This is a genomic window from Mammaliicoccus vitulinus (genome assembly GCF_029024305.1).
Classification (GTDB): Bacteria; Bacillota; Bacilli; order Staphylococcales; family Staphylococcaceae; genus Mammaliicoccus; species Mammaliicoccus vitulinus.
The window spans coordinates 1,119,714-1,146,024 of record NZ_CP118974.1 but is presented as its reverse complement, the minus strand read 5'-3'; the positions used below and the strand labels follow the sequence as shown (position 1 = coordinate 1,146,024).

Below are 26,311 nucleotides of genomic sequence, written 5' to 3'. Positions count from 1 at the left end.
TGCCTAGGGGTATGGTTCGAGCCTGTAGTCTCTCTCGCATACTATTCCCTCAGGCGTCAGCACTTCACAAAATCGTGGAGAATATCTATTTTTATACAAAAAAAGCAGAAGTTCGATTTTAAAAATGAACTTCTGTTCTTTTTAAGTTTTCAGGACATTTATGTCCCAGCAGCTTTTATTTATTTCAAGTTACTATTGATAAATTCTTGAACGCTACTATTAAATAATACACCGCTGTTATGACTATCTGGTACGCCACCGTAATGTAGACCGATTACTTGATTGCTAGCATTAAATATTGGAGAACCTGAGTTCCCACCATATGTGCTTAAATCATAAGTTACATCACTTCCTGAAGCTGACAAGATATTGCCTTTACTTTCCCATAATGTTGCGATTGGCTTGTCTCCTGGGTATCCTGTAACAGTAATATCATCACCTTTTTTAACAGTTGATGTATCAGCTATTGTTGCTGGTTGAACAGCATCCCCTATTGATTGTCCTTCACTATTTTCACCAACTGTTACGACAGCTAAATCTTCTCCATCTGGAGCTGTTTTATAATCAGTCGCTGTAAATGTTCCTGCTGGGTAATTTCCATCTCCATTTGCAGCCGGTGAAAATTTTAATACTGATGCATCTCCGTTAGTTGCATCTACAACATGTTTGTTTGTTAATACTGTATTTTTACCGATTACAACTCCTGAGGCTATTGAAGTCCCTCCAATATCAGCAAAAGCAATGGATTGATAGTGTGCCGATGTTGTATTTGTTATTTGTTCTCGGTCATTATTAGGTAGTATAACTCTTGATGAAGGTTCATCCGTTTTAGCATTTGCTTCTAAAGGTAAACCTACGAAACTTAATAATAAAATTGAAACTACGGTCAATATGTAAACTTTGAATTTTTTCATATAATCTCCCCTTTATTTGAGTCTACAACTATCTTAATATGAAAAATTATACAGAGGAGAAAATTACACTACATTATCAAATTTCATGCTTAACTGTCGTAATATAACTTTTATTAATACAGTTAAGCATGAAATCCATACAGTTGAGCATTATTTTGTTTAAACTATTCAAAAAAAAATAAAAGACTATCCATCAGTTATTCATCTAATGGACAGTCTTGTTAAATTTAAATGTAGAACATATACCCTTCAAGTTCATCTTGGTTTGTATAGTTTGCTAAATATTCTAATGTTGTATTATCAAGTACTTCTTTAACAGCATCACGAATTCGTATCCATAATTGCTGTTGTGCTGGAGGTTCATCTTCTATACCTTCGACAGGTGTAATAGGTCCTTCCAACAATCTAATAACATCACCCGCTGTTATTTCTGATGGTGCTTTTTGTAATTGATAGCCCCCCTTGGCCCCTCTTACACTTTTAATAAGACCAGCATTACGTAGTGGTCCTACTAGTTGTTCTAAATATAAATCACTTAAATTATTTTCTTCTGCGATAGATTTTAACGATGTACATCCTTGACCGTAACGCTTAGTCAACGATATCATAAGTGTTAAGCCGTATCGTCCTTTAGTAGAAATTTTCATGTACTACACCTCTTATTTTCTTTAAAGAATATTGTTAACTTATTTTATCATTTTTTGTACACTTTGAGTAATTAGAAAGGTTGATCACAAATGAAAAACGAACCATTAGCTTATAGAATGCGTCCAAAAACGATTGACGATGTTATCAGTCAATCGCATTTAGTAGGTCCAAAAGCAATTATTAGAAGAATGGTAAATACTAAAAGATTAACTTCTATGATTTTTTATGGACCACCTGGAATTGGTAAAACAAGTATTGCGCAAGCTATAGCAGGCAGTACTCAATATAAATTCAGACAACTAAACGCCGTTACCAATACTAAGAAAGATATGCAATTAGTTGTCGAAGAAGCCAAAATGTCTGGCCAAGTTATTCTATTACTAGATGAAATTCATAGACTTGATAAAGCTAAACAAGATTTTTTATTACCTCATTTAGAGTCTGGTAAAATTGTACTCATCGGTGCAACGACATCAAATCCTTATCATGCTATTAATCCAGCTATACGAAGTAGAACGCAAATTTTTGAACTTTTCCCATTAGAAGAAGATGATATCATAATTGCTTTACACAGAGCACTTGAAGATTCAGAAAACGGTTTAGCCAGTTACGCACCCGTTGTAGATGATGAAGCCATTCAGTATTTTGCAAAAGCAAGTTATGGTGATGTTAGAAGTGCTTTGAACGCGTTAGAACTAGCCGTACTTAGCGCCGATACTGAAAATGAAAAACGTCATGTCACGATTGAAGATGCTAAAGTATGCATACAAAAAAATGCTTTTCAACATGATAAAGACGGTGATCAGCACTATGACGTAATGAGTGCCTTCCAAAAATCCATTCGAGGTAGCGACGTTGATGCCGCTTTACACTATTTAGCAAGACTCATTGAAGCTGGGGATTTACCCACGATTGCAAGACGCTTGCTTGTCATTAGCTATGAAGATATCGGCTTAGCATCACCTGGTGCCGCTGCAAGAACGTTATCTGCTATTGAAGCAAGTGAACGTCTTGGTTTTCCAGAAGCACGCATTCCACTGAGTCAAGCCGTAATTGAATTATGTCTATCTCCAAAATCAAATTCAGCTATTGTCTCTATTGACAGTGCATTGTCTGATATTAGAAATGGAAAAGCTGGATTAGTGCCTAAACATTTAAAAGATGGCCACTATCAAGGCGCTCAAGAATTAGGAAATGCGATTGGTTATAAATATCCACATAACTACGAAAATAGCTATGTAGAACAACAATATTTACCTGATACATTAAAAGATAAACAGTACTATCAGCCAAAGCTCACTTCTAAATCTGAACAAAAGCTAGCAGAAATATATAAAAACTTAAAAAAATGAGACTGGATACGTCCAGTCTCATTTTTTATATCAAAGTCGTTGTTATTTATCTTTGACTCTTTTTACTGGTATATCTTTCAAAATATCATTAATAACATAACTCGCACAAATTAAGCCGACAACACTTGGTACAAATGCATTTGATGATGGTGGCATTTGAGCTTTTCTTACTTTTGCATTTTTATCTCCGATAACTTCTTTAACGTCTTCACGAATCATAATCGGACTTTCGTCACTAAATACGACATTAATCCCTTTATGGATGCCCATTTTTCTTAATTTCAGACGTATTATTTTTGCCATTGGGTCAGTATGTGTCTTAGAAATATCAGCAATTTCAAATTTAGTTGGATCTGTCTTGTTAGCAGCACCCATACTTGAAATAACATCAATGTCTCTTTCTAAACATTCTTTCATTAAATGTACTTTATACATAATCGTATCACTAGCATCGACGAAATAATCAATATCATATTCATTAAATAACGCCTCATACGTCTCTTCTGTATAGAACATATGAAGAGATGTTACTTTACAATCTGGATTAATGAGCTTAATACGTTCTTCCATTAAATCAACTTTAGATTGACCTATTGTTGTTGTTAACGCATGTAATTGTCTATTTACATTTGTAATATCTACATCGTCTTTATCTATTAATATAATGTGACCAATATTAGTTCTTGCGAGTGCTTCAGCTGCAAACGAACCTACGCCACCTACACCAAGCACAACTACTGTTTTACTTTTTAATAAGTCTAAACCTTCTTTACCTACTGCTAATTCATTTCTAGAAAATTGATGCTTCATAGTTTAATTAACTCCTTTACACAAAAATACGCAAGACATAAAGTCTTGCGTACCGATAGAATCCAATTGTGCCGTAATATTAAGTGCTAGATCATTTTGGCCTGCTATATACAGGTGGGTGCTCTGTTTCTTATTTTGCATGTCCTCCTTACGAGGCGTATGCGCTATTAAGAAAACCAATTAAGCTCCCTTGATCAAAAGTGTTAGGTCAAAATATTAAAAGCTTATTACGAACACTTCAGATGACTACCTTATAAATTTATTTTATCATAATTCTTCTAAATAACAAGTATTTAAACTTTTAATTATTTTTCATCTAAATCAAGTTGCAAATGTAATTCATGTAATTGACTATTAGATACTTCACTTGGTGCATCTGTTAATAAACATGAAGCACTTGCCGTCTTAGGAAATGCAATCGTATCTCTTAAGTTCGTTCTACCTGATAAGAGCATGACTAATCTATCAAGACCTAAAGCAATACCGCCATGTGGTGGCGCACCATATTTGAATGCTTCAATTAAGAAACCAAATTGATCTTGCGCTTGTTCATCAGTAAATCCAAGTGCTTTAAACATTTTTTCTTGAAGATCTGATTTATGAATTCTAATAGAACCTCCACCTAGTTCAAAACCGTTAAGAACGATGTCATAAGCATTTGCTTCAACATTTGTAGGTTCAGTTTCTAACATCGATTCATGTTCTTTTTTAGGCGCAGTAAATGGATGATGGGCTGCTACATATCGTTTTGAATCTTCATCGTATTCAAATAATGGCCAATCTGTTACCCATAAGAAATTATATTTATTTGGATCAATTAATCCACGTTCTTTACCTAATTTATTTCTTAATTGAGCTAAACTTGCTGCTACAACGTCTTTTTTATCAGCTACAAATAATACTAAATCACCATTGGTAGCTTCTGTACTACTTAACAACTCGGCTACATTATCTTCAGTAAAGAATTTACTAATAGGTCCATTTAAACCTTCTTCAGTAACTTTAACCCAAGCTAAACCTTTTGCACCATAAATACTTACGAAAGTTTGTAACTGATCTATATCTTTTCTTGAGTAATCATTTGCTGCATCTTCTACAACAATCGCTTTGACTTCGCCGCCATTTTCAACAGCAGATTTAAATACTTTAAAGTCCATTTTTGATGCAAGGTCAGATAAATTAATCAATTCCATACCAAATCTAGTATCCGGTTTGTCAATTCCGTATCTTTCCATAGCTTCAGCATGAGTCATACGTGGGAATGGTGTTGTAATATCAATGCCTTTGACATCTTTCATAATACGCTTCATTAAACCTTCATTCATTGTTATAACATCTTCTTGATCAACGAAACTCATTTCAATATCGATTTGAGTAAATTCAGGTTGTCTATCTGCTCTTAAGTCTTCATCTCTAAAACATTTAACGATTTGGTAGTATTTATCAAATCCACCTATCATTAATAACTGTTTGAATATTTGAGGTGATTGAGGTAAAGCATAGAATTCACCATCATGAACACGTGATGGTACAAGATAGTCTCTTGCGCCCTCAGGTGTAGATTTTGTTAAAACAGGTGTTTCAACTTCGTAAAATTCACCTTCATCTAAATAATTTCTAACTGAACGTGTAATTTGATGTCTCATTTTGAATGTTTGAGCTAAACTTTCTCTTCTTAAATCTATATAACGATATTTCAAACGTACATTTTCATCAATGTCGTTCATATCTGTTATAGAAAATGGTGGTGTTTCTGATTCATTCAAAATAAGGATATCAGAAACTTGTACTTCTACTTTACCAGTATTAATTTTGTCATTGACTGATTTTTCGTCTCTTTTGCTTACTAAACCTTTAACTTGAATAACATATTCAGAGCGTACTTTTTCAGCAACTTGTAAAGCTTCTTCGGAAAAGTCTGGGTTAAAGACTATTTGTACAACACCTTCACGGTCACGCAAATCGATGAAAATTAAACCACCTAAGTCACGTCGTTTTTGTACCCATCCGTTTAATGTAACTGTTTGTCCAATATATTCTTCTGTAATTTTTCCTGAGTATGTTGTTCTCTTATCCATTATGATTCCACCTTTATATAATTCTCTAATTCTGATAATGAAACAAGTGTTTGTTCACCAGTTTCCATATTTTTTACTTCAACTTTATCTTGTTCTAATTCATTTTCACCAATAACAATTGTATTTCTAGCATTAAGTCTGTCTGCTTGTTTCATTTGTCCTTTTAATTTTCTGCTAAGATAATCTTTATCACAACTTATACCAGCAAGTCTTAATTTGTTAATCAATTGTACTGAAAATTGATCGGCTTTTTCACCCATCGTAGCAATAAATAAATCAATTGAGTCTTCTTGTTCTATTTCAATACCTTCTGCTTCCAGGGCAAGTAATAATCTTTCAATACTCAATGCAAACCCTATACCTGTTTCTTTAGGGCCATCTAACAATTCTAATAATCCATTATAACGACCGCCACCACACAATGTCGTAATAGCTCCAAATCCTTCTGCATTACTCATAACTTCAAAAGCAGTGTGCGTATAATAATCTAATCCTCTAACAAGATTCGTATCGATTTCATATTTAATACCTAATTCATCTAATAAGTGTTTAACATCATCAAAGTATTGTTTAGAATAATCATTTAAGTATTCTGTAATTTTCGGTGCATTTTTAACCGCTTCTTTGTCTCTGTCGACTTTACAGTCAAGGATACGCATCGGATTAGTGTGTAATCTACTTTGACAATCACTACAGAACGTATCAATAACCGGCTCAAAGTGAGCTTGTAATGCTTTCGTATAATCTGCTCTTGATTCAGCATCACCAATACTGTTTATAACTAATTTTAAATCTTTTAATCCAAATGATTGATAGATGTGTACGAGCATTGAAATAATTTCAACATCTATTGACGGATTTTCTGAACCAATTGCTTCTACACCAAATTGAACAAATTGACGATAGCGTCCTTTTTGTTTTCTTTCATACCTAAACATAGGACCGCTATAATATAATTTTACGGGTTGATTAGGTTCACCTTGCATTTTATTTTCAATATAACTTCTCACAACACCTGCTGTGCCTTCAGGTCTTAATGTAAGACTTCTATCACCTTTATCTTGAAAAGTGTACATTTCTTTTTGTACAACATCAGTTGAATCACCAACGCCTCTACTAAATAATTCTGTACTTTCAAAAATAGGTGTTCTAATTTCTTTATAATTATATAATTTCATTAATTCATGTAATTTATTTTCAATGTATTGCCATTTATAAGTATCTTTTGGTAATAAATCTTGTGTACCACGTGGTATATTTATCATAAAACTTCCTCCTTTAAAATAAAAAAAGCCCCTTGTATGCATATACATACAAGGGACGAATTTTCCGTGTTGCCACCCTAATTAGTATTCATTATATATGAATACTCACTTCACAACATTGTAACGGGTGTTAACCGACCTTACTTTCATAAGGTTCCCTCTTCTTGTGTTCAAAAGTATACGCGGTATCTTTATAACTCTCAGCATGTGTTATAATCTCTGTTTCTCACCTAAATTGTACACTATTCAAGAATATGCGGTGTATAAGTTATTTCGTAATTTATATTAATATTACCTTCATAAGCAGAAACAGTCAATATCTAATTTGAAAAGTAAACTTTCAAGCCATCAACAATCCCTGTTTCTACGATATGTCGATATTTTCGATCTACTATTAAATCTTCATCAGTTGGATTACTGATATAACCTAATTCCAGTAAGACAGCTGGCATTTTAGTTTGACGAATAACTTGGAAGTTTTCGTTTCTAACGCCTCTATCTGACAGAATTGATTTTTGGTTTATAGATGTGTGTAACGTCTTCGCAAAATCTTTTTGAGTATCATGATGATAATAGACTGTTAAACCATGTGGTGCATAAGAATCAAGTGCATCATTATGAATACTAATAAATACGTCACCATCTTCTTGTCTATCTTTTAATTTAACATATTCATCTGTTGTTCTCGTCATTTTAACTTTGGCGCCTTCATCTTCTAACATGTTTTTAAGTTCTTTAGCTGTTTCTAAAGTAATCATTTTTTCAGTTACATCCTTATGTTTAGAACTGGCTGCTCCTTGATCACTGCCACCGTGACCAGGGTCTAATACGATTACTTTATCTTTCAATGGTTTTAAGACTGGATTCACATCTTCTTTTATATCTAAATTAGTATGCCAACCTGCAATCCAACCCTTTTCATTGTCATCATTTTTCACTTCAAACCATTTACCTTTTCGATCGGTAATTTCAAAGTTGTCACCTTTTTTCACATCAAAAATGATAGGATAATATGCTGCTGGTCCCGTCCTAAGTTCCCCATCTTCTTTCATGGATAACGTTTTAGGTTCATCTTCATTTGGTATTAACAAGCTTATAATAATAATTAATAATACAATCAGTAAGACCGCTACACCAATGACTGGGACAGGCTTTATTCTCCTTTTTTTAAACCATAAATTAATTCGGTTCATTGAATGTTACCATCCTTACTTTCAAAAATAATTGTAATTGGTCCATCATTCGTTAATGACACGTCCATATGTGCGCCAAATTCACCTGTTTTAACTTTAATATTATATGATGCTAATTGCTCATTAAAATACTCATAGATTTTCAAAGCTTCGTCGGGACTTTTAGCATTTGAAAAGCCAGGTCTATTCCCTTTTTTAACAGAAGCATATATTGTAAATTGTGATATGGATAATATTTCACCTTCAACTTGGTGAATATCTAAATTCATTTTTCCTTCACTATCTTCAAAAATTCTCGTTTTAGCAATTTTTTTAGCTAATATTTCTGCATCTGTATAAGTTGACTCTTGTCCAACACCGACTAACAACAAAAATCCTTGATTAATTTCATTTTGACTTTTTTCAGATGTTACTTTTGCTTGACTTACTTTTTGCAAAACAACTTTCAAAAATATTCACCTCTTAATTCCATACACGGCTTACTGTATAGATATCACCTAATTGTTTAATTCTATCAACGATTCGATATACATCGTTCACGTTTTTTACCATAACACTTATATTAATAACAGCATTCTTATCAATATCAGCTTTTCCAGATACTTTCACTAACTGAACTTTAATTGCATTGACAACTTGAAGCACTTCATTAAGTAAGCCATTTCTGTCATATCCAGTAATTTCTAAATCTACTTGATAACTCTTCTGTTCGTTTGAATTTTTAACCCATTCAACATCAATTAATCGTTCCGTTTCATTTATAATGTTTGGGCAATCTTTACGGTGAACTTTAACACCATGACCTTTAGTGATATATCCTATGATGTCATCACCAGGTATCGGATTACAACATTTAGAAAGTTTAATAAGCATATTATCTAAACCTTCAACATAAACGCCAGTTTCTGTTCTAATATCCTCTTTAATAGGAATAGATTTACTCACTTCTTGAACTTGATTAAGCGACTGTCTTTTGCGTTCTAATCTAATTTTTTCAGAAAGTCTATTCACAGCTTGTAGTGCTGTAATACCTCCAAAACCTACCGCAGCGTATAAATCATCTTCATTAGAAAAATTATATTTATCGTTTACAATTTTGATGGTTTCCGATGTAAGGACATCATCTACATTGAATCCTTGTTCTTTAATTTCTGCTTCTATCATAAATTTACCTTTTTCAATATTGGCAGAACGATCTTGCTTTTTAAAGAAACTGCGAATTTTACTTTTCGCACTAGATGAACGTACAATTTTTAACCAGTCTCTACTTGGTCCGTATGAATGTTTACTCGTTCTAATTTCTACGATATCACCAGTTGAAAGTTTATAATCGATTGGCACTATTTTCCCATTAACTTTCGCACCGATCATTTTATTACCTACTTCACTATGAACGGCATACGCAAAGTCAATTGGCACTGCACCATACGGCAATTCAACAACATCACTTTCTGGAGTAAACACGTAAACTTTATCACTTTGCAAATCATATTTTAATGATTCCATAAATTCTTCAGCATCAGGAGATGTATTATCCGTTTCAGCGATTTCTTGTAGCCAGCTCATTTTTTGTAAGTACTCTTCTGACTTATTGCTTAAGTTTTTACCTTCTTTATATGCCCAATGTGCTGCAACCCCGTGTTCAGCAATCTCATGCATTTCAAATGTTCTGATTTGAATTTCTAAAGGATCTCCGTTTGGGCCTACAACTGTTGTATGTAATGATTGGTACATGTTTTGTTTAGGCATAGCTATATAATCTTTAAATCTACCAGGCATAGGTTTCCATAAAGTGTGGACAAGTCCTAATACTGCATAACAATCTTTAATGGATGGAACAATTACCCTAATAGCTAATAAATCAAAAATTTGTTCAAATTGTTTCTTTTGTTTGACCATTTTTCTATAAATACTATAGATATGTTTTGGTCTACCACTAATATCACCAGAAATACTCATAATGCCCATTTCTGATTCTATATCTTTAATGGCATTTGTTATATATGTTTCTCGCTCGCTTCTTTTCTTTTTCATAAGATTAACTATTCTGAAGTATTGAACACTATCAATATATCTTAATGAAATGTCTTCTAATTCCCATTTAATTGTGTTAATACCTAATCTATGAGCAAGTGGTGCATAAATTTCAAGCGTTTCTTTAGCAATTCTTTTTTGTTTTTCTTTAGGCATGGCCTTTAAAGTTCTAACATTATGTAGTCTATCAGCTAATTTAACTAAAATTACACGCACATCTTTTGCGATGGCTATAAATAATTTACGATGATTTTCAGCTTGTTGCGTTTCTTTAGATTTATATTTAACTTTTTTTAATTTTGTAACACCGTCAACGATAATTGCGACTTCTTCATTAAACATCTCTACTAAATCATCATACGTATAAGGTGTATCCTCAATAACATCATGAAGGAAGCCTGCAACAATTGTTGGGCCATCTAGTTTCATTTCTGTTAAAATACCAGCAACTTGTATAGGATGCATGATATATGGCAAATTATTCTTTCTAATTTGTCCTTGATGCGCTTTAAAAGCTAAATCATAACTTTTTTCAACAAGACGATATGCGTCTTTAGATAAGTAACTTTTAGCTTTATATAATACATCATCAGCACTATAAGGATATTCTTTATTCATAGGGACACCACCTCATCATATAATTTCTCTTTAATATTACTATTATAGCAATTATTAATAGTAATACGCCACAGTTAATTGTGATAATTAAATTAAAAATAAAATAGTCACGTTGTGACTATTTTATTTATTACTGTGTTATTTTATTCGTCATACGAAATTAAAGAAACAACATCGTAGCCTTTAAGTTTTTCAATGCCGTTTAAATATTTTAGTTCTATTAAGAAAGCAATACCTACGACTATGCCTCCTAATGACTCAATTAAATGTATCGCTGCTTCAATTGTGCCACCAGTTGCTAATAAATCGTCTGTTATTAACACACGTTGACCAGGTTTAATAGCATCTTTATGCATCGTTAAAACGTTAGATCCATATTCTAAATCATATTCATAGCGGATCACTTCACGTGGTAATTTACCTTCTTTACGTACTGGTGCAAACCCGATACCCATAGCGTAAGATACTGGACATCCAATGATAAAACCTCTTGCTTCAGGTCCAACTACTATATCCACTTGTTTGTCATGTGCATATTGAACAATTTGATCTGTAGCATATTTGTATGCTTCACCATTATCCATAATTGTTGTAATATCTTTAAAATTCAAGCCTTCTTTAGGCCAATCTTGTACTTCTGAAACGTATTGCTTTAAATCCATTATACTTCCTCCTCAGTGTTGTTTAACAATGATTGAATCCAGTTAATAACTGATTGACTGTCATTGTACAACAATGTCTTCTCTATTTCTATTTGTTGTTTTTTTGCTTGATATAATGGTGCGTTTTGAATCTCATTCTTTTCCGCATCTTTATTGATTTCAATTATACCATTATTTATTGTAATAAAGTTAAGCTCGTAAAAGCAATTTAAAATGAACTTTAAATGATCAGGTTTTATTTTTACAGCTTCACATAGCTTCATACCTTCACTTTGAATGTTTGTTTCTTTTTTAGTATATAATGCTTTGTAAACTGCTTTAAATTTCTGATCATTAGGCATACCTTCAAAATATGAATTAGATTGTCCTTTAAACACTAAATAGTATTTCTCGGCATTGATCGAACTCAAAGTACGTTTAAACGCTTCTATATCTTCAGGTAAATCTCTTAAAACACATGTTTCGATTTCATTGTCATAACCTTCACCGTAATAAATATATTGATCATTCACTTTTTCTTCAGATTTATTAATGACAAACAATGCATTGTCTTGATTTATTTTAAGTAAATCATGTTTGTTTTTACTTCTATAATCAAAAATTGTATGTTCATTACTTAATTCTAAATCTTTAAGAATGATTTGAGGTGACTGATGACTATTCCATTCATTAACATTTAAACTTCCTGCAACATTTATAGATGTATCATTTGATATATCATGAACTAAATTGCCAAAATTCCAATGCAAAGCTGCAATATTTTTATCAGTTAAAGTTAATTTAAGATGTTTTTCACCTTGACCAATACCTTTAGCAGATTTAACTTGCACGTTCTTTATTGAAAATATTGGCGCCGCTATATCAGTACCAAAAGGTCTCAACCTTTCTAAATCAAAGATATTATCCACTGTAATATCCGAAGTGTCTATTTCTGCATCAACTATTAATTGCGGCAATAATGGTTTACCGTCAGTTAATTTAGACATTTCTTCATTTAAAGCTGTTTTTAAAGGTTCAATCGCATCGATTTCTAAAGTCATACCAGCTGCCATATGGTGGCCACCGAACTTTTGAATAAGATCTCCATGTGCTTGAAGGAATTCAAACATTGAAACTTGCTCAATACTTCTTGCTGACCCTTTAGCATGATTTTGATCGATGTCTACGTTTAAAACAATTGTTGGTAAATTATATTTTTCAACGATTCTTGAAGCAACAATTCCAAGTACGCCTTCATTCCAATTTTCTTTTGCAAGAATTAAAAATTGAGCATTTTGTTGAATTTCAACTTCTGCTAATTCCATGGCTTCTTCTGTTATTGTTTCAACAATAGCTTTTCTTTCAGTATTAAAATGATCCACTTCTTCAGCAAGAAATGTCGCTTCATCATAATCCTCACTCATCAGTAGCTCACCGGCTAATCTAGCATCATCGAGTCTACCAACAGCGTTTAATCTTGGTCCTATAATAAAGCCAACTGTTTGTTCACTCACTTCGTCATTAAAGTCAGCTACACTTAAAAGTGCTTTAATACCTGGTGATGGATCTTCATTTAATATGCGCAATCCTTGTTTAACCATGTATCTATTCTCATCCGTTAAACTCACTAAGTCTGCAATAGTCCCTATTGCAACGAGTCCAAGGAATGATTCAGGCAAATCATTTTTAAGTGCTTTTGACAGTTTATAAGAAACACCGACTCCAGCTAAGAACTCGAATGGATAATCAAAGTCTGGATGCATAGGATGAACAATTGCGTATGCATTTGGTTTTGTTTCACCAAATTCATGGTGATCTGTAATGATAACATCAATTCCTAATTCATTAGCCACATCTATTTCATGATGACCTTGCACACCATTATCTACTGTGATAATTAAAGTTACGCCTTCATCATGCGCATTTCTAAATGCCGCTTCACTAGGACCATATCCTTCAGTAAATCTATTTGGAATATACCATCCAACAGTCGCACCTAGAGATTCTAAAGTTTTCACAAGAATTGTCGTAGAGGTTACACCATCTGCATCATAGTCACCATAAACTAATATTCTTTCATCATTTTCAATTGCTTTATGTATTCTTGAAGTCGCTTTTTCCATATCACTTAATAACATAGGATCATGGAACAAAACTTCTTTAGATAATAATTTTTCAATTTTATCTTCTGTTGTATAGCCTTTAGAAATTAATGTTTTTTCTAACAGTGGGGAAATATTAAATTTTTTTATAATTTGTTGATCAATATCTTGATTATTTTCAGATACAAGCCATTGATAACGCGCTTTAGTCATAACAAATCTCCTCATTTCTACTCAAAACATTATACATGAAAAATAGTACTTTCTCTACTAAACAAATTAAGCATAACAAAAGCTAGCGCTTACGACCATTGTTAACTATTCAAAAAAATTATTTGCAGTTTTAATAAAACAAAAAAATCCTGCCTCATATTCGAGGACAGGATTCTTTATTGATTTATACAAGTATTTTTTCGTCGTTTGATTTCTTTTCTTCATAAACAACTAATTTGCCGTTGTCTGTTTTCTTAAGTTGTCGTTTTTTCAACATACCCCATAGTGGGACAGCAACGAATACAGATGAGAATACACCTGACACTAAACCAATTAATAATGCTAATGAGAAATTGAAGATACTTGGGGAACCAAGTATTAATAATGCAACTACAACAATAACCACGGTTAACACTGTATTAATCGATCTCGTCATAGTTTGTCTAATTGAAGAGTTAACAATCATATCAATTGTTTCTGGCTTTTCAATGACTTTAACTTTTCGTAAGTTCTCTCTCACCCGGTCAAACGTAACGATGGTGTCATTAATGGAATAACCGATAATCGTAAGTACTGCAGCTATGAATGTAATGTCTACTTCAAGTCTAAACAGACTGAATACCGCTACTATCATGAACACATCATGTAATAATGCTAACACTGCAGTCGTACCCATTCGCCATTCGAATCTGAATGTCACGTATAGAACAATACCTAACGCTGCATAAACCATAGCTTTAAGTGCATTCATAGCTAATTCTTGACCAACAACTGGAGAAACTGTGCTGACGTTAGGATCATGACCTAACGATTTGTCGAAGTCTGATTTGACTTTTTGTATTTCTGATTTATTTAACGCATCTTTAAATTGGACTGTTGCCATCTTGCTACCTTTGCCACTTGTTGTAACTTGTGACGGTTCTAATCCCATATCTTTAAACTGTTTAGAGACTTGTTCAGTTTTGATTGCTTGATCAGATTGTAAATCTACTCTCGTACCACTAGTAAAGTCGATACCTAAATTCAATTTAAATATGGATACAATAATCGCACCGACAATGATGGTGATTAAACTAAACGTCAGTAATGGTTTAGCTAGTTTAACAAAATTAATTTTGTCGTATACAGATTTTAAATCATGTACGTCCAATCTTTCGCTGATATCATGTCTATCTTTCTTAGAAACACCAAACCAATTATATTTTTTCTTGAAATAGTTTGAGTTAACAAGTAGTGATAACAAGACTCTTGTAAAGAATACAGAAGTAACAAAACTCATTAAGATTGCTAATAATAACATTGTAGCAAATCCTTTTACAGAGCTTTCACCGAATACGAATAGCACTAAGGCTGCTAAAATTGTCGTTAAGTTAGCATCCAGAATCGTAATGAATGAAGATCCCGAACCTTTTTTGAAGGCTTGTTGCAATGTCCTTCCTATCCGCAACTCATCTTTAATCCGTTCATACATAATAATGTTAGCATCGACTGCCATACCTACACCTAAAACTAAGGCTGCAAGTCCAGGAAGTGTTAACACACCAGATATAAAGTTAAATGCCAATAATGTTAAGTAAACATAAGCACTTAGCGTTATAACAGCTACGATACCTGGCAGACGATAATATACAAGCATGAATAAGAAAATGATACCTACACCGATTGATGAAGCCAGTACAGTTTCTTTCAATGCATCTTTACCGAATTGAGCACCAACCGATGTCGAATAAACTTCATCTAATTTAACAGGTAAGGATCCTGAATTTAATAAATCAGCGATTTGCTTAGCATCTTTAACGCCTTCTTCACCATCAAATCCACCAGAAATTTCAACGTTTTCTGAGTTGATTGGTTGGCTTACAGTTGCTGCTGAAATGAATTTCGGTTTTTTACCTTCTTGTTCTTTTTTAGCTTCTTTAGCGTAACTGTCACCTTTTTCATAATCCATCCAAATTACCATTAGATTAGGATTCATCTTAGAAACTTTTTCAGTTACTTCTTTGAATTTTTTAGCGTCTTTTAATTTCAGTGTCACTGCAACTTCGTTTGTATTATCTTTAAATCCTTGTTTAGCGCCGCCTTGAACTAAATCTTTACCAGATAATAAAACTCTATCTTTAGCGTCTCTGATCGTTAAATTCGCTTGTGTAGAAAGTACTTCACGAGCTTCATTTTGGTCTTTTATACCAGCTAATTGAACTCGTATTCTGTTACCTTCCTCAACCTGTATTTTCGGCTCAGAAACACCTAATACGTTGACACGCGATTCTAAAGTCTTCGCAGTAGATTTAACCGCATCAGTATCTATCTTGTCACCTTTATCTAAAGGATTAACTTGATATAATACTTCAAATCCACCTTGTAAGTCTAAACCTAAATTTACATTCTTTGTTATATCTTTTGTAGTTGTTCCTATTAAACTAAAGACCAACACTGCAAGAAGCAAAAAGGCTATAATTCTACTCCGCTTTTTCACGATAACACCTCTTACTTAATTTAATTCACTATATATGTTATAGCATACATTAACAGTGATTGAATAGCCAAAACATTTATCTATCAAAAAAAGACATGGATAACCATGTCTTTTAACATTAAATATGATACATAATATTAAACCAATTTCCTTAAAAAGTAAACTATTTTATGAAGGGTCTACTTGTTTAATAGCTGGTTTTTCAAATGTAATTTCTTGTCCTTTGTCATTAACAGATACAACAACGATTGATTCGTCAACTGCTCTAACTGTTCCTTTAATGCCACCGATTGAAGTAACTTTTTGACCAACTTCTAAACGGTTTAATAATTCACGATGCTCTTTTGCACGTTTTTGTTGTGGTCTAATCATTAAGAACCATACAAGTGCGAAAATTAAAATAATAGGTAATAATTGTACTAATACTTCCATATTCAAGCTCCTTTAAAAGTTTTTGGGGTTATCTACATTTAGTCCATACTGTTCAAAAAATTCATCTTTAAAATCAAGTAATCGATCTTCTCTTATTGCTTGGCGAACATTCTCCATAAGTTTTAATAAGAAATATAAATTATGATATGTAGTAAGACGAATTCCAAATGTTTCATCTGCTTTAATCAGATGACGCAAATATGCTTTAGTATAGTTTCGACATGTGTAGCAATCGCACTCAGGATCTAGTGGTGATAAATCTTGCTGATATTTAGCATTCTTAATCACAACTCTACCTTGAGAAGTCATGCACGTACCATTCCTAGCTATACGTGTAGGTAATACGCAGTCAAACATATCGATTCCTCTAATAGAGCATTCGATTAATGCGTCTGGAGAACCTACTCCCATTAAATATCTTGGTTTATTAAATGGCATTAATGGTGCAGTATGTTCAACCATTTTGTACATAACAGGTTTTGGTTCACCTACTGACAAGCCACCAATTGCATAGCCGGGGAAATCAAGTGAAACTAAATCTTTAGCACTTTGCTCTCTAAGATCTTTGTATTCTCCACCTTGGATTATGCCGAATAAAGCTTGATCTTCAGGACGTTGATGTGCTTCAAGACATCTTTCTGCCCATCTCGATGTTCTCTCGATAGAATTTTTTACATATTCATATTCAGCAGGCATAGGCGGACATTCATCAAATGCCATCATAATGTCTGAACCAAGATCGTTTTGAATATGCATTGCTTTTTCAGGACTTAAAAACAATTTAGACCCATTTAAATGGTGTCTAAAATGTACACCTTCTTCTTCGATTTTTCTCATATCACTTAAACTGAATACTTGAAATCCTCCAGAATCGGTAAGAATAGGTCCGTCCCAATTCATAAACTTATGTAATCCACCCACTTTAGAAATGATATCACTTCCAGGTTGTAACCACAAATGATAGGTATTACTTAGTATGATTTTAGCTTCCATTTGTTTAAGTTCTTCAGGACTCATCGTTTTAACAGTTGCTTTTGTTCCGACTGGCATGAACATTGGTGTTTCAAATGAACCATGTGGCGTATGAACAATTCCTAATCTTGCACCAGACTGCTTACAAGTCTTTATGTGCTCATATGTTACTGCAGGCATGTCGTTACTCCTTTTCTATATTAAAATCATTGCATCTCCAAAACTAAAAAATCTATATTTTTCTTCTACTGCATGATTATATGCATTAAGTATATTCTCTCGAGTTGAAAGTGCTGAAACAAGCATAATTAATGTCGATTTAGGCAAATGGAAATTTGTAATAAGGCCATCAATCGCTTTAAACTCATATCCCGGATAAATAAAAATATCTGTCCATCCACTTTGCTCTACAAATTTTTCGTTTTTAGAACGAATTGTTTCTAAAGTTCTAGTAGAGGTTGTACCAACCGATATGATTTTATGACCATTTGCTTTAACGCGATTTAATAATTCAGCTGTTTCGGCTGTCATCTGATAATATTCAGAATGCATTTCATGATCATCAATATTATCTACACTTACAGGTCTAAACGTACCTAATCCAACATGTAGCGTAATAAACGCAATATGAATACCTTTTGCAGCTATTTCTTGCAATAAATGTTCAGTAAAATGTAAGCCCGCAGTTGGTGCAGCAGCAGAACCTACCTCTTTAGCATAAACAGTTTGATATCTATCTTGATCATCTAATCTCTCTTTAATATATGGAGGTAAAGGCATTTCACCAAGTTCGTCTAGCCTTTCTTGTAAAATACCTTCATAAGAAAGTTTCATTATTCTTCCGCCTTGTTCTAATTCTTTAACACAAGTCGCAATTATTTTCCCTTCTCCAAAAGATACTGACTGACCTACTTTTATTCTTTTAGCAGGCTTTATTAACACTTCCCATTCATTATCTTCATGTTGAGTAAGCATTAACATTTCAACTTTAGCGCCTGTTTCTTCTTTTAGACCAAACAATCTAGCCGGCATAACTTTAGTATCATTTAAAACTAAACAATCACCCGGCATAAGCTCGTTTACAACATCTTTAAATGTTAAATCTTCTAATTCACCCGTTTTTTTATTACATTTAAGCAACCTACTGCTTTCTCTATCTAACAGTGGTGTTTGTGCAATTAACGATTCAGGTAAATCAAAATCGAAATCTTCAATATTCACAAACTGTTCCTCTTTCCTAATCCTTTTTAAATTCGAAGTGGTCGTAACTGATTGCTGTAGCACGACGACCACGAGGTGTTCTTTCTATAAATCCTTTTTGAATTAAATAAGGTTCGTAAACATCTTCTAACGTTATACGCTCTTCTCCTATAGTCGCAGCTATTGCATCTAATCCAACTGGTCCACCTTTATAATTATTTAATATACAGTGCATAATTTTATAATCTATGTGGTCCAGCCCTTCTTTATCTACTTGTAACAAATCAAGCGCATGTTTTGTTATATCCATTGATATAGATTGCTTGCCTTCTACTTGAGCAAAATCACGAACTCTACGCAACAACCTGTTTGCAATACGAGGCGTACCTCTACTACGTTTAGATAGTTCATTCGTACTTTTATCATCAATCTCAATATTAAAGACTTCAGCAGTACGTTTAATGATTTCTTTTAAACTTTCATCATCATAATATTCTAATCTCAAATGCACACCGAAACGATCTCTTAAAGGCGCTGATAAACTACCTACTCTAGTAGTTGCGCCTACTAACGTAAATGGCGGTAAATCAATCCTAATACTTCTCGCTTCTTCACCTTTACCAACAACAATATCTAAGAAGAAATCTTCCATTGCCGGATATAACACTTCTTCAACTACTCTACTGAGACGATGTATTTCATCTATAAAAAGTACATCACCAGGTTGTAAAGCAGAAAGTATCGCCGCTAAATCACCTGGTCTTTCAATAGAAGGCCCACTTGCTGTACGCAAGTTAACGTCCATCTCGTTTGAAATAATATGTGCTAAAGTTGTTTTACCAAGCCCTGGGGGACCATAAAGTAAACAATGGTCTAATGGTTCTTCTCTTAATTTTGCTGCTCTAATAAATATATCTAAGTTAGACTTTATATTATGCTGACCTATATATTGGTTTAAAGTGTCAGGTCTTAATGACAATTCACTTTGAATATCTTCATCATGCTCATGTTCATCCATTAATCGCTCATCCAAAAAATCACCTCATTTACTGAATAAGTAATGCTAAACCTCTTTTAACACATGCATCAACTGTATCAAACGATTCTTTTTCTAACCCTTTTTTAACTCTGCTTATTTCGCGCTTAGAATATCCTAAAGCTTCTAATGCTAGTAAAGCTTCATCTAACAAATCATAATCTGAATGATTACTTTCAGGGAATAACTCTGACTCTTCAGTTATAATTAATTTCCCTTTTAAATCTAATATGATTTGTCTTGCAGTTTTTTTACCAATACCAGGAAACTTCGTTAAATAAGCTTCATTTTCATTTTCAATAGCAATTGCCACTTCATTTGGCGTGCTAGAAGCTAAAATAGCTAAAGCTGATTTAGGACCTATTCCAGTAACTTTGATTAAGCTTAAAAACATATCTTTTTCTTCAAGATTGACGAACCCATACAATAATTGTGCGTCTTCACGAACAATTAATTGTGTATAAACTTGTGTTTCTTGTTCCAATTGTGACTGGAAACGATACGAATTTGGTGTTTGAATTTCATAACCAATACCATTTGCTTCTACAACAATATGGGATGGATATAACTGTGAAACTTTACCTTTAATATATGCATACATTTAAATAACTTCCTTTACATACTCATTCCGATGATTTCTACTTCATCTACATACGGGCTTTCTTTTATTGCATCCATTAATTCTTCTAACGATAATTCAATATTTGTAGCATTTAATGAAATTGTAATAGTAGCTCTATCTTTCATTGGTAAACTTTGATGAATCGTCAGAACAGAACCATTAACTTCAGCTATTTTATTCAAGACAGTCGCCAGCATACCAACTTCATCTTGTACGTATAAAATCAAAGTTAAATTTCTTGTTTGTTCTTCCAGTCTATCAATCGGGAATATTGTATCTTTATATTTATAAAACGCACTTCTTGATAAATTAAATTCTTTAACTGCATCATAAATTGTAAGATTGTTATTTTTTAATAAAGCATTTTTAACTTTAATTGTTTTTTGAACAGATTCTGGTAAAACATCTTCTCTAATTAAATAAAACCTTTTTGTTGATTCATTTGATTTTTTCAATTGGAACACGCCCTATTCGACAAATTCAAATTCTCCACCTAATATTCTTACGATATCTCCATTTGAAGCGCCGCGTTCTCTTAATGCATCATCTATACCCATTGAACGCATTTGTCTCGCAAACCTTCTTACAGCTGAATCTTGGTTAAAGTCGGTCATCTTGAATAATCTCTCTATAGAGTTACCAGACACAACATACGCACCATCGTCATCTCTTGTAATAACAAAATGATCTCTTGATTTTTCATGTTTATAAACAACTCTATGAACGCCTGTTTCTTCTTCAACACTGTCAAAGTCCATGCCTTCAGTTTCATCTAATAAATCTGCAATTTCATACAGTAACTGATCAACATTTTTTCTCGTAACAGTACTTATCGGAATGATTTTGACTTCCTCTTCTAATTGCTCTTTAAACATGTCTAATTGTGTCTCTGAATCTGGTAAATCCATTTTATTAGCCACTACTATTTGTGGTCTTCTAGAAAGATTTTCGTTATATGATTTTAATTCTCGATTAATTGTAACATAATCATCGTATGGATCTCTTCCTTCCATACCACTCATATCAATTATATGAACGATTACTCTTGTTCTTTCGACATGTCTTAAAAATTGGTGTCCTAGCCCAACACCTTCTGATGCACCTTCAATTAAACCAGGTAAATCTGCCATTACAAATCCTCTACCATCATTTGTTTGAACGACACCTAAATTAGGTTTAATTGTTGTGAAATGATATGCACCAATTTTTGGTTTTGCTTTTGACACAATAGATAGTAATGTTGATTTACCAACACTTGGATAACCTACAAGTCCTACATCTGCCATTAGTTTAAGTTCTAATACGACATCCAACTCTTCGCCTGGCTCACCATTTTCACAAAAATCTGGCGCAGGGTTACTTGCAGAAGCAAATCTAGAATTCCCTCTACCTCCGCGTCCACCTTTAGCGACTGTAGCACGTTGACCATGTTCAACTAAGTCTGCTATAACTTCTTCATTTTCTGAATTTTTAACAATTGTACCAGGTGGTACTTTTAATACTAAGTCGTCTGAACCGCGACCGTGCATATTACTACTTTGGCCATTTCCGCCTTTTTCTGCTTTAAATTTACTTTGAAATCTAAAGTCTAACAACGTACGTAAACCTTCATCTACTTCAAATATAACAGACGCACCTTTACCTCCATCGCCTCCAGCTGGACCACCAAATGGAACATACTTTTCACGACGAAACGCAACGATACCGTTACCACCATCACCAGCTTTTAACGAAACCTTGACCTGATCTATAAACATGTTTACACCTCTAATTCATTTATATTAATAAAAAATTCTATTTCTTTGTCATTATCGTCTTCTGATAAAATCTCTACATTATATTCAGAAAACATAATTTTTAATTGTTCATCATTTAAATTCATTTCATTAAGAAATATATTTAAAATAACAAATTCTTTTTCAACTGTTAAGCGCAAGCCTAACTGAATATCATCACATTGCTCTTTAATGACACTTTTTAAAGTTTGATAAATATCCAACATTACACTATCTGATAATTCTAGATTCTTTTGATAATATTCGTCATATGAGCATTCAATTTCAAATGTCCATTTAGAGCCTGACGTAGATATTTTGTGTTCAAATACTTCTTGAACAAATTTTCTACAAGGTGCATTTAAAAACAACTGTTCTTGCTTTAGATTATTGTACAATTCATCAAGTAATGAATTAACTTCATCGTCTTTGCCTAATTGTTTATATGTATATAACAACTGGAATTGATTCACAAAATCATGTCTCGACTTTAAATACACATCTAAATTGTTCATTTTACCACCCATATTATCAATATTCATAAAATACATTATAACATTTTCGCTATACGATTAAAAAAAGAAACACCAGAAAAAAATTCTGGTGTCTCAATATAGTGATTATTCAGCAGCTGCGTATACAGATACTTTCTTTTTGTCACGACCAAAACGTTCGAATTTAACAACGCCGTCGATTTTAGCGAATAATGTATCGTCTCCGCCACGACCTACGTTTTCACCAGCGAAAACTTTAGTTCCACGTTGACGATATAAGATAGAACCACCTGTAACGTATTGACCGTCAGCACGTTTAGCACCTAAACGTTTTGATTCAGAGTCACGTCCGTTTCTTGTAGAACCTACCCCTTTTTTCGATGCGAAAAATTGTAAGTTTAATTTTAACATGAGTTACACCTCACTTGTAATTTAGTTTAATATATTGCCCATATTCTTCTTCGATTGTTTTCAAAGAAATGATGAGGCCTTGTAATAATGTTTGTGCTTGTTCATTTTCTAAGTTTACACTACGTATATGAAAATATCCACCGTCGTCACTGTAATCTATATCAGGTGTTTCATCAGTTAAGCCAATGATTGCATTTGTAGCACCAAAGACTACTGCTGAAGCTCCGGCACAGACTAAGTCTTTGCCATATTCACCTGAATCGGCATGCCCAGACATCTCAACATCTGTAACTTGCCCTTCTTGATTCAAACTAATATCTACATTAATCATTGCTTACGCGTTGATTTTTTCGATAGTTAATTTAGTGTAAGGTTGACGATGACCTTGTTTACGTTTGTAGTTTTTCTTAGCTTTGTATTTGAATACAGTGATTTTTTTACCGCGTCCTTGTTTTTCAACTTTAGCAGTAACTGAAGCACCTTCAACAACAGGTGATCCAACTTTAACTGAGTCTCCACCTACAAATAATACTTGGTCAAAAGTGAATGAATCACCTTCATTTACGTCTAATTTCTCAACCCAAATTGTTTGACCTTCTTCTACTTTAACTTGCTTTCCGCCAGTTTCAATTATAGCAAACATACTTGCACCTCCTAATTTTTTAAGTCACGCCATTTATAGGTGACATTCGTACTTTAAAGACCTATAAGCGAGCGGTTGTATGTAGCTTGAAACTACTCAACTTCAATAGAGTACCACCTACAGCTATTGATGTCAATATTCTCCAACTAATTTGTATTTCTTTCTAATAATTTAAGTATAAAAGGAAAGATTATGATTAAACATATTAAATTAAAAATAACAGTTGGTATAAATCTAAACAGAATGATCTGACCAATATTTAAAGACGTAATACCTAAAAATCCATAAAAGACCATTACCCATATTTCTAACAATACAACTGAAGATATTAAAAGTATAACCATCATTAATATGTCTCTATAAAATACTTTAAATAATTTATCCATCATAATCACAAAAATAGCATAACCGAAAGTATACACGCCATAAATGCCACCGAAATAAATATCTGTAAAAATACCTGTAACTATTGCTAATATAATGGCTACTTTAGGATTTTTGTATACTGCAATGATTAATAAATATAAAAATGTTAATCTTGGAACGATTATAAAAGTTTCACCAAATAAATGTATAGGTGATAGTCGTGTTAATAAAGAATCTAAATAAAATAATATAACGCCAATTAAAGGAATAACGTAAAATCTCATTATTCTTCACCACTTTCTTCTGAAGAAGGTATTGTTTGAGGATCTCTCTTCGCGACAAATACATGACTGATATCTTTAATATTTGTTGATGTCTTAATAAACGCAACTTTAGACAAACCATATTCATCGTTTTCTACTTTTTCAACTTTCCCTACTAATATACCTTTAGGAAGTTGATCGCCTAAACCATTTGTAACAACTTTAGACCCTTTTTTAATATTGTACTTATTATCAATATCGCTGATAACAAGTAAATCTTTGTCTTCATCATATCGATTGATCATACCAAAGATATTTTCTTCTTCTTGTTGAATATCGACAGACAGTTTACTTGTTTTTACACTTGTAGATATCAATTCTACTTGTGATGAAAATTGATTAGCTTTTTTTATTCTTCCTACTAAGCCTTCACTCGTAAGAACAGCCATATTTTCTTTCATTCCACTCTTTTTACCTTTATCAATAATAATTGTGTTCATCCATTGATCAGGACTTCTCGCAATAACAGTTGCAGATATTGGATTGAATTGTGAAATATCTTTCATATCTAACTCTTTTTTCAATGCTTTGTTTTCTTTTTCTAATCGTGCTTTATCTGCTTTAATTTGGTTTGTACTTTTAACTTCTTCTTTTAATTTATCAACATCTTCATCAGATGTGAAAATGTTTGAGAAAAAGTCAGATACAAATGTAACTGGGTATGAAATGACTCTTCCACCAAAGGAAGATGTATCACTCGCATATTGTTCACTAAGCGATGCAGATTGTGCTCTCACTGAATAACCAACTATCACAATTAATAAGACCATAGAAATAAGAAAAAACATCAATTTATTATTTTTAAAAAAATTCGACAATCTAAACACCTCTTAATCTTCAAATGTCTAAATAACAATGATATTACTATTTTAGCTTACACTTCACTTTAAATAAAGTGAGAGACTGCCGAAAAAACAATTTAATATGCAGTTTTTGGTAATAATTTTATATTTGAGTTCATTTCACTTAAATCATTAATTAAATCTTGCTCAGTCTGGTATACATACATCTTAGGTTCACCAAACTTATATAGGATATACTCGGTACCACGTTGCCCTGCTACATAATCCTCATCATACCCCATACGTTCTAATCCTGAAACGTCCATAAACTCACTCTTGTTGATCCATTTAAAAGCCTGTTTAGTTTGGGCTAAAGGCACATTTTGTAACAACGGATTATCTTCTATAGTATAAGTAGAATTTGCACGTTGAGGAGACATTTCTCCAGTTTCTTGATCACTACTATGATCAAAAGGATTCAAATCACTTATTGCAGGAACATTTCTATATACAATTACGATTATAATTACAATAGCTAATAACGCTAATAAATTTCTAATTAATCTGAACAACCATCTCAATATTATAGACACCTCTCATTCATCTATATTATACAAAAATATCATATAAATCATCATCGGGCTTTGGACTGAACTCTTTAATCATTCTGTAGTCTGATGCATTTTTATTCATTGTCCTATATAATTTGTCAAAGAGGTGAAAAAAATGGAATTATTATATATATTCTTAGCTATCTTGTTTTTAATTATCTTTTTCAGATTTTTTGTTGGCTTATTAAGAGTGGTCATAAAGTTAGCCATTATTGCATTAGTCATTTACTTCATTTATCAAGGTTTTCTTTACTTTATGTGATCCAATTAAATAATTTTAATGACAAATAAAAAAGAGCG

General features: G+C 32.8%; 27 protein-coding genes, 1 other RNA gene and 1 other annotated feature. Of the genes, 2 read left to right on the top strand and 26 right to left on the bottom strand.

Annotated features, from left to right (window positions below):
• Window positions 1-179: 179 nt before the first annotated feature.
• Both PYW35_RS05770 and cymR read right to left on the bottom strand, forming a co-directional pair.
• Window positions 180-914, bottom strand: a complete 735-nt coding sequence (locus tag PYW35_RS05770; RefSeq protein ID WP_016911540.1) for a trypsin-like serine peptidase — start codon at window positions 912-914, stop codon at window positions 180-182.
• A 227-nt stretch (window positions 915-1,141) separates the two neighbouring features.
• Complete coding sequence (gene cymR, locus PYW35_RS05765; protein ID WP_016911539.1) at window positions 1,142-1,561, bottom strand: cysteine metabolism transcriptional regulator CymR; 420 nt, start codon at window positions 1,559-1,561, stop codon at window positions 1,142-1,144.
• 90 nt (window positions 1,562-1,651) lie between these two features.
• Here cymR and PYW35_RS05760 point away from each other — a divergent pair, with 90 nt between their 5' ends.
• Window positions 1,652-2,914, top strand: coding sequence for a replication-associated recombination protein A (locus tag PYW35_RS05760; RefSeq protein ID WP_103323218.1), 1,263 nt, complete (start codon window positions 1,652-1,654; stop codon window positions 2,912-2,914).
• 42 nt (window positions 2,915-2,956) lie between these two features.
• Here the strand turns inward: PYW35_RS05760 and PYW35_RS05755 are convergent, their stop codons facing one another.
• The 24 genes from PYW35_RS05755 to PYW35_RS05640 form a co-directional block, all read right to left on the bottom strand.
• On the bottom strand, window positions 2,957-3,724 hold the full coding sequence (locus tag PYW35_RS05755; protein ID WP_016911537.1) for a tRNA threonylcarbamoyladenosine dehydratase: 768 nt from the start codon (window positions 3,722-3,724) through the stop codon (window positions 2,957-2,959).
• A 55-nt stretch (window positions 3,725-3,779) separates the two neighbouring features.
• A non-coding RNA gene (gene ssrS / locus PYW35_RS05750) (6S RNA) lies at window positions 3,780-3,972 on the bottom strand.
• Window positions 3,973-4,029: 57 nt separating this feature from the next.
• A complete protein-coding gene (gene aspS, locus PYW35_RS05745) occupies window positions 4,030-5,802 on the bottom strand; it encodes an aspartate--tRNA ligase (protein WP_103323219.1) in 1,773 nt (590 codons plus the stop codon).
• Window positions 5,802-7,067 (bottom strand): histidine--tRNA ligase, encoded by a 1,266-nt coding sequence (hisS, locus tag PYW35_RS05740; RefSeq protein WP_103323220.1) that lies wholly within the window; start codon window positions 7,065-7,067, stop codon window positions 5,802-5,804. Before hisS ends, aspS begins: the two co-directional genes overlap by 1 nt.
• Before the next feature lie 320 nt (window positions 7,068-7,387).
• Window positions 7,388-8,260 (bottom strand): N-acetylmuramoyl-L-alanine amidase family protein, encoded by an 873-nt coding sequence (locus PYW35_RS05735; protein ID WP_103323221.1) that lies wholly within the window; start codon window positions 8,258-8,260, stop codon window positions 7,388-7,390.
• Window positions 8,257-8,709: a D-aminoacyl-tRNA deacylase gene (gene dtd, locus PYW35_RS05730; protein WP_103323222.1), complete on the bottom strand. Its 453-nt coding sequence runs from the start codon at window positions 8,707-8,709 to the stop codon at window positions 8,257-8,259. Before dtd ends, PYW35_RS05735 begins: the two co-directional genes overlap by 4 nt.
• 13 nt (window positions 8,710-8,722) lie before the next feature.
• On the bottom strand, window positions 8,723-10,912 hold the full coding sequence (locus tag PYW35_RS05725; RefSeq protein ID WP_016911531.1) for a RelA/SpoT family protein: 2,190 nt from the start codon (window positions 10,910-10,912) through the stop codon (window positions 8,723-8,725).
• Window positions 10,913-11,055: 143 nt separating this feature from the next.
• Window positions 11,056-11,574, bottom strand: coding sequence for an adenine phosphoribosyltransferase (locus tag PYW35_RS05720; RefSeq protein WP_103323223.1), 519 nt, complete (start codon window positions 11,572-11,574; stop codon window positions 11,056-11,058).
• Window positions 11,574-13,868, bottom strand: coding sequence for a single-stranded-DNA-specific exonuclease RecJ (recJ, locus tag PYW35_RS05715; RefSeq protein ID WP_103323224.1), 2,295 nt, complete (start codon window positions 13,866-13,868; stop codon window positions 11,574-11,576). The genes PYW35_RS05720 and recJ overlap by 1 nt, the downstream gene beginning before the upstream one ends.
• A gap of 184 nt (window positions 13,869-14,052) precedes the next feature.
• Entirely contained in the window at window positions 14,053-16,344 is a 2,292-nt protein-coding gene (gene secDF / locus PYW35_RS05710) for a protein translocase subunit SecDF (protein WP_103323225.1), read from the bottom strand.
• 168 nt (window positions 16,345-16,512) lie between these two features.
• Window positions 16,513-16,776, bottom strand: coding sequence for a preprotein translocase subunit YajC (gene yajC / locus PYW35_RS05705; RefSeq protein ID WP_016911527.1), 264 nt, complete (start codon window positions 16,774-16,776; stop codon window positions 16,513-16,515).
• A gap of 12 nt (window positions 16,777-16,788) precedes the next feature.
• Window positions 16,789-17,928, bottom strand: coding sequence for a tRNA guanosine(34) transglycosylase Tgt (gene tgt / locus PYW35_RS05700; protein WP_016911526.1), 1,140 nt, complete (start codon window positions 17,926-17,928; stop codon window positions 16,789-16,791).
• Between the two features lie 15 nt (window positions 17,929-17,943).
• Window positions 17,944-18,969 (bottom strand): tRNA preQ1(34) S-adenosylmethionine ribosyltransferase-isomerase QueA, encoded by a 1,026-nt coding sequence (queA, locus tag PYW35_RS05695; protein WP_103323226.1) that lies wholly within the window; start codon window positions 18,967-18,969, stop codon window positions 17,944-17,946.
• 16 nt (window positions 18,970-18,985) lie between these two features.
• Window positions 18,986-19,966, bottom strand: coding sequence for a Holliday junction branch migration DNA helicase RuvB (gene ruvB, locus PYW35_RS05690; RefSeq protein WP_411828300.1), 981 nt, complete (start codon window positions 19,964-19,966; stop codon window positions 18,986-18,988).
• A 28-nt stretch (window positions 19,967-19,994) separates the two neighbouring features.
• Window positions 19,995-20,585 carry a Holliday junction branch migration protein RuvA gene (gene ruvA / locus PYW35_RS05685; protein ID WP_103323228.1) on the bottom strand — a complete coding sequence of 197 codons (591 nt, stop codon included), beginning with the start codon at window positions 20,583-20,585 and terminating at the stop codon, window positions 19,995-19,997.
• Window positions 20,586-20,599: 14 nt separating this feature from the next.
• On the bottom strand, window positions 20,600-21,061 hold the full coding sequence (locus PYW35_RS05680) for an ACT domain-containing protein (protein WP_016911522.1): 462 nt from the start codon (window positions 21,059-21,061) through the stop codon (window positions 20,600-20,602).
• A gap of 12 nt (window positions 21,062-21,073) precedes the next feature.
• Entirely contained in the window at window positions 21,074-22,363 is a 1,290-nt protein-coding gene (gene obgE / locus PYW35_RS05675) for a GTPase ObgE (RefSeq protein WP_016911521.1), read from the bottom strand.
• A gap of 2 nt (window positions 22,364-22,365) precedes the next feature.
• On the bottom strand, window positions 22,366-22,896 hold the full coding sequence (locus PYW35_RS05670) for a Spo0B domain-containing protein (protein ID WP_103323232.1): 531 nt from the start codon (window positions 22,894-22,896) through the stop codon (window positions 22,366-22,368).
• Window positions 22,897-23,001: 105 nt separating this feature from the next.
• Complete coding sequence (gene rpmA, locus PYW35_RS05665; protein WP_016911519.1) at window positions 23,002-23,286, bottom strand: 50S ribosomal protein L27; 285 nt, start codon at window positions 23,284-23,286, stop codon at window positions 23,002-23,004.
• Window positions 23,287-23,296: 10 nt separating this feature from the next.
• Window positions 23,297-23,617, bottom strand: coding sequence for a ribosomal-processing cysteine protease Prp (locus PYW35_RS05660; protein ID WP_016911518.1), 321 nt, complete (start codon window positions 23,615-23,617; stop codon window positions 23,297-23,299).
• A gap of 3 nt (window positions 23,618-23,620) precedes the next feature.
• Window positions 23,621-23,929 (bottom strand): 50S ribosomal protein L21, encoded by a 309-nt coding sequence (gene rplU / locus PYW35_RS05655; RefSeq protein WP_016911517.1) that lies wholly within the window; start codon window positions 23,927-23,929, stop codon window positions 23,621-23,623.
• Between the two features lie 12 nt (window positions 23,930-23,941).
• Window positions 23,942-24,016, bottom strand: a sequence feature (ribosomal protein L21 leader region).
• Window positions 24,017-24,075: 59 nt separating this feature from the next.
• Window positions 24,076-24,579: a rod shape-determining protein MreD gene (gene mreD, locus PYW35_RS05650; RefSeq protein ID WP_016911516.1), complete on the bottom strand. Its 504-nt coding sequence runs from the start codon at window positions 24,577-24,579 to the stop codon at window positions 24,076-24,078.
• The gene (mreC, locus tag PYW35_RS05645; protein WP_103323229.1) at window positions 24,579-25,436 is read right to left on the bottom strand and encodes a rod shape-determining protein MreC; all 858 of its coding nucleotides are present in this window, start codon (window positions 25,434-25,436) and stop codon (window positions 24,579-24,581) included. Before mreC ends, mreD begins: the two co-directional genes overlap by 1 nt.
• A 101-nt stretch (window positions 25,437-25,537) precedes the next feature.
• Window positions 25,538-25,981 (bottom strand): DUF4930 family protein, encoded by a 444-nt coding sequence (locus PYW35_RS05640; RefSeq protein WP_103323230.1) that lies wholly within the window; start codon window positions 25,979-25,981, stop codon window positions 25,538-25,540.
• Window positions 25,982-26,126: 145 nt separating this feature from the next.
• Between PYW35_RS05640 and PYW35_RS05635 the strand changes: the two genes are divergently transcribed.
• Window positions 26,127-26,273, top strand: coding sequence for a hypothetical protein (locus PYW35_RS05635; RefSeq protein WP_169034834.1), 147 nt, complete (start codon window positions 26,127-26,129; stop codon window positions 26,271-26,273).
• The last annotated feature ends 38 nt before the right edge of the window (window positions 26,274-26,311 follow it).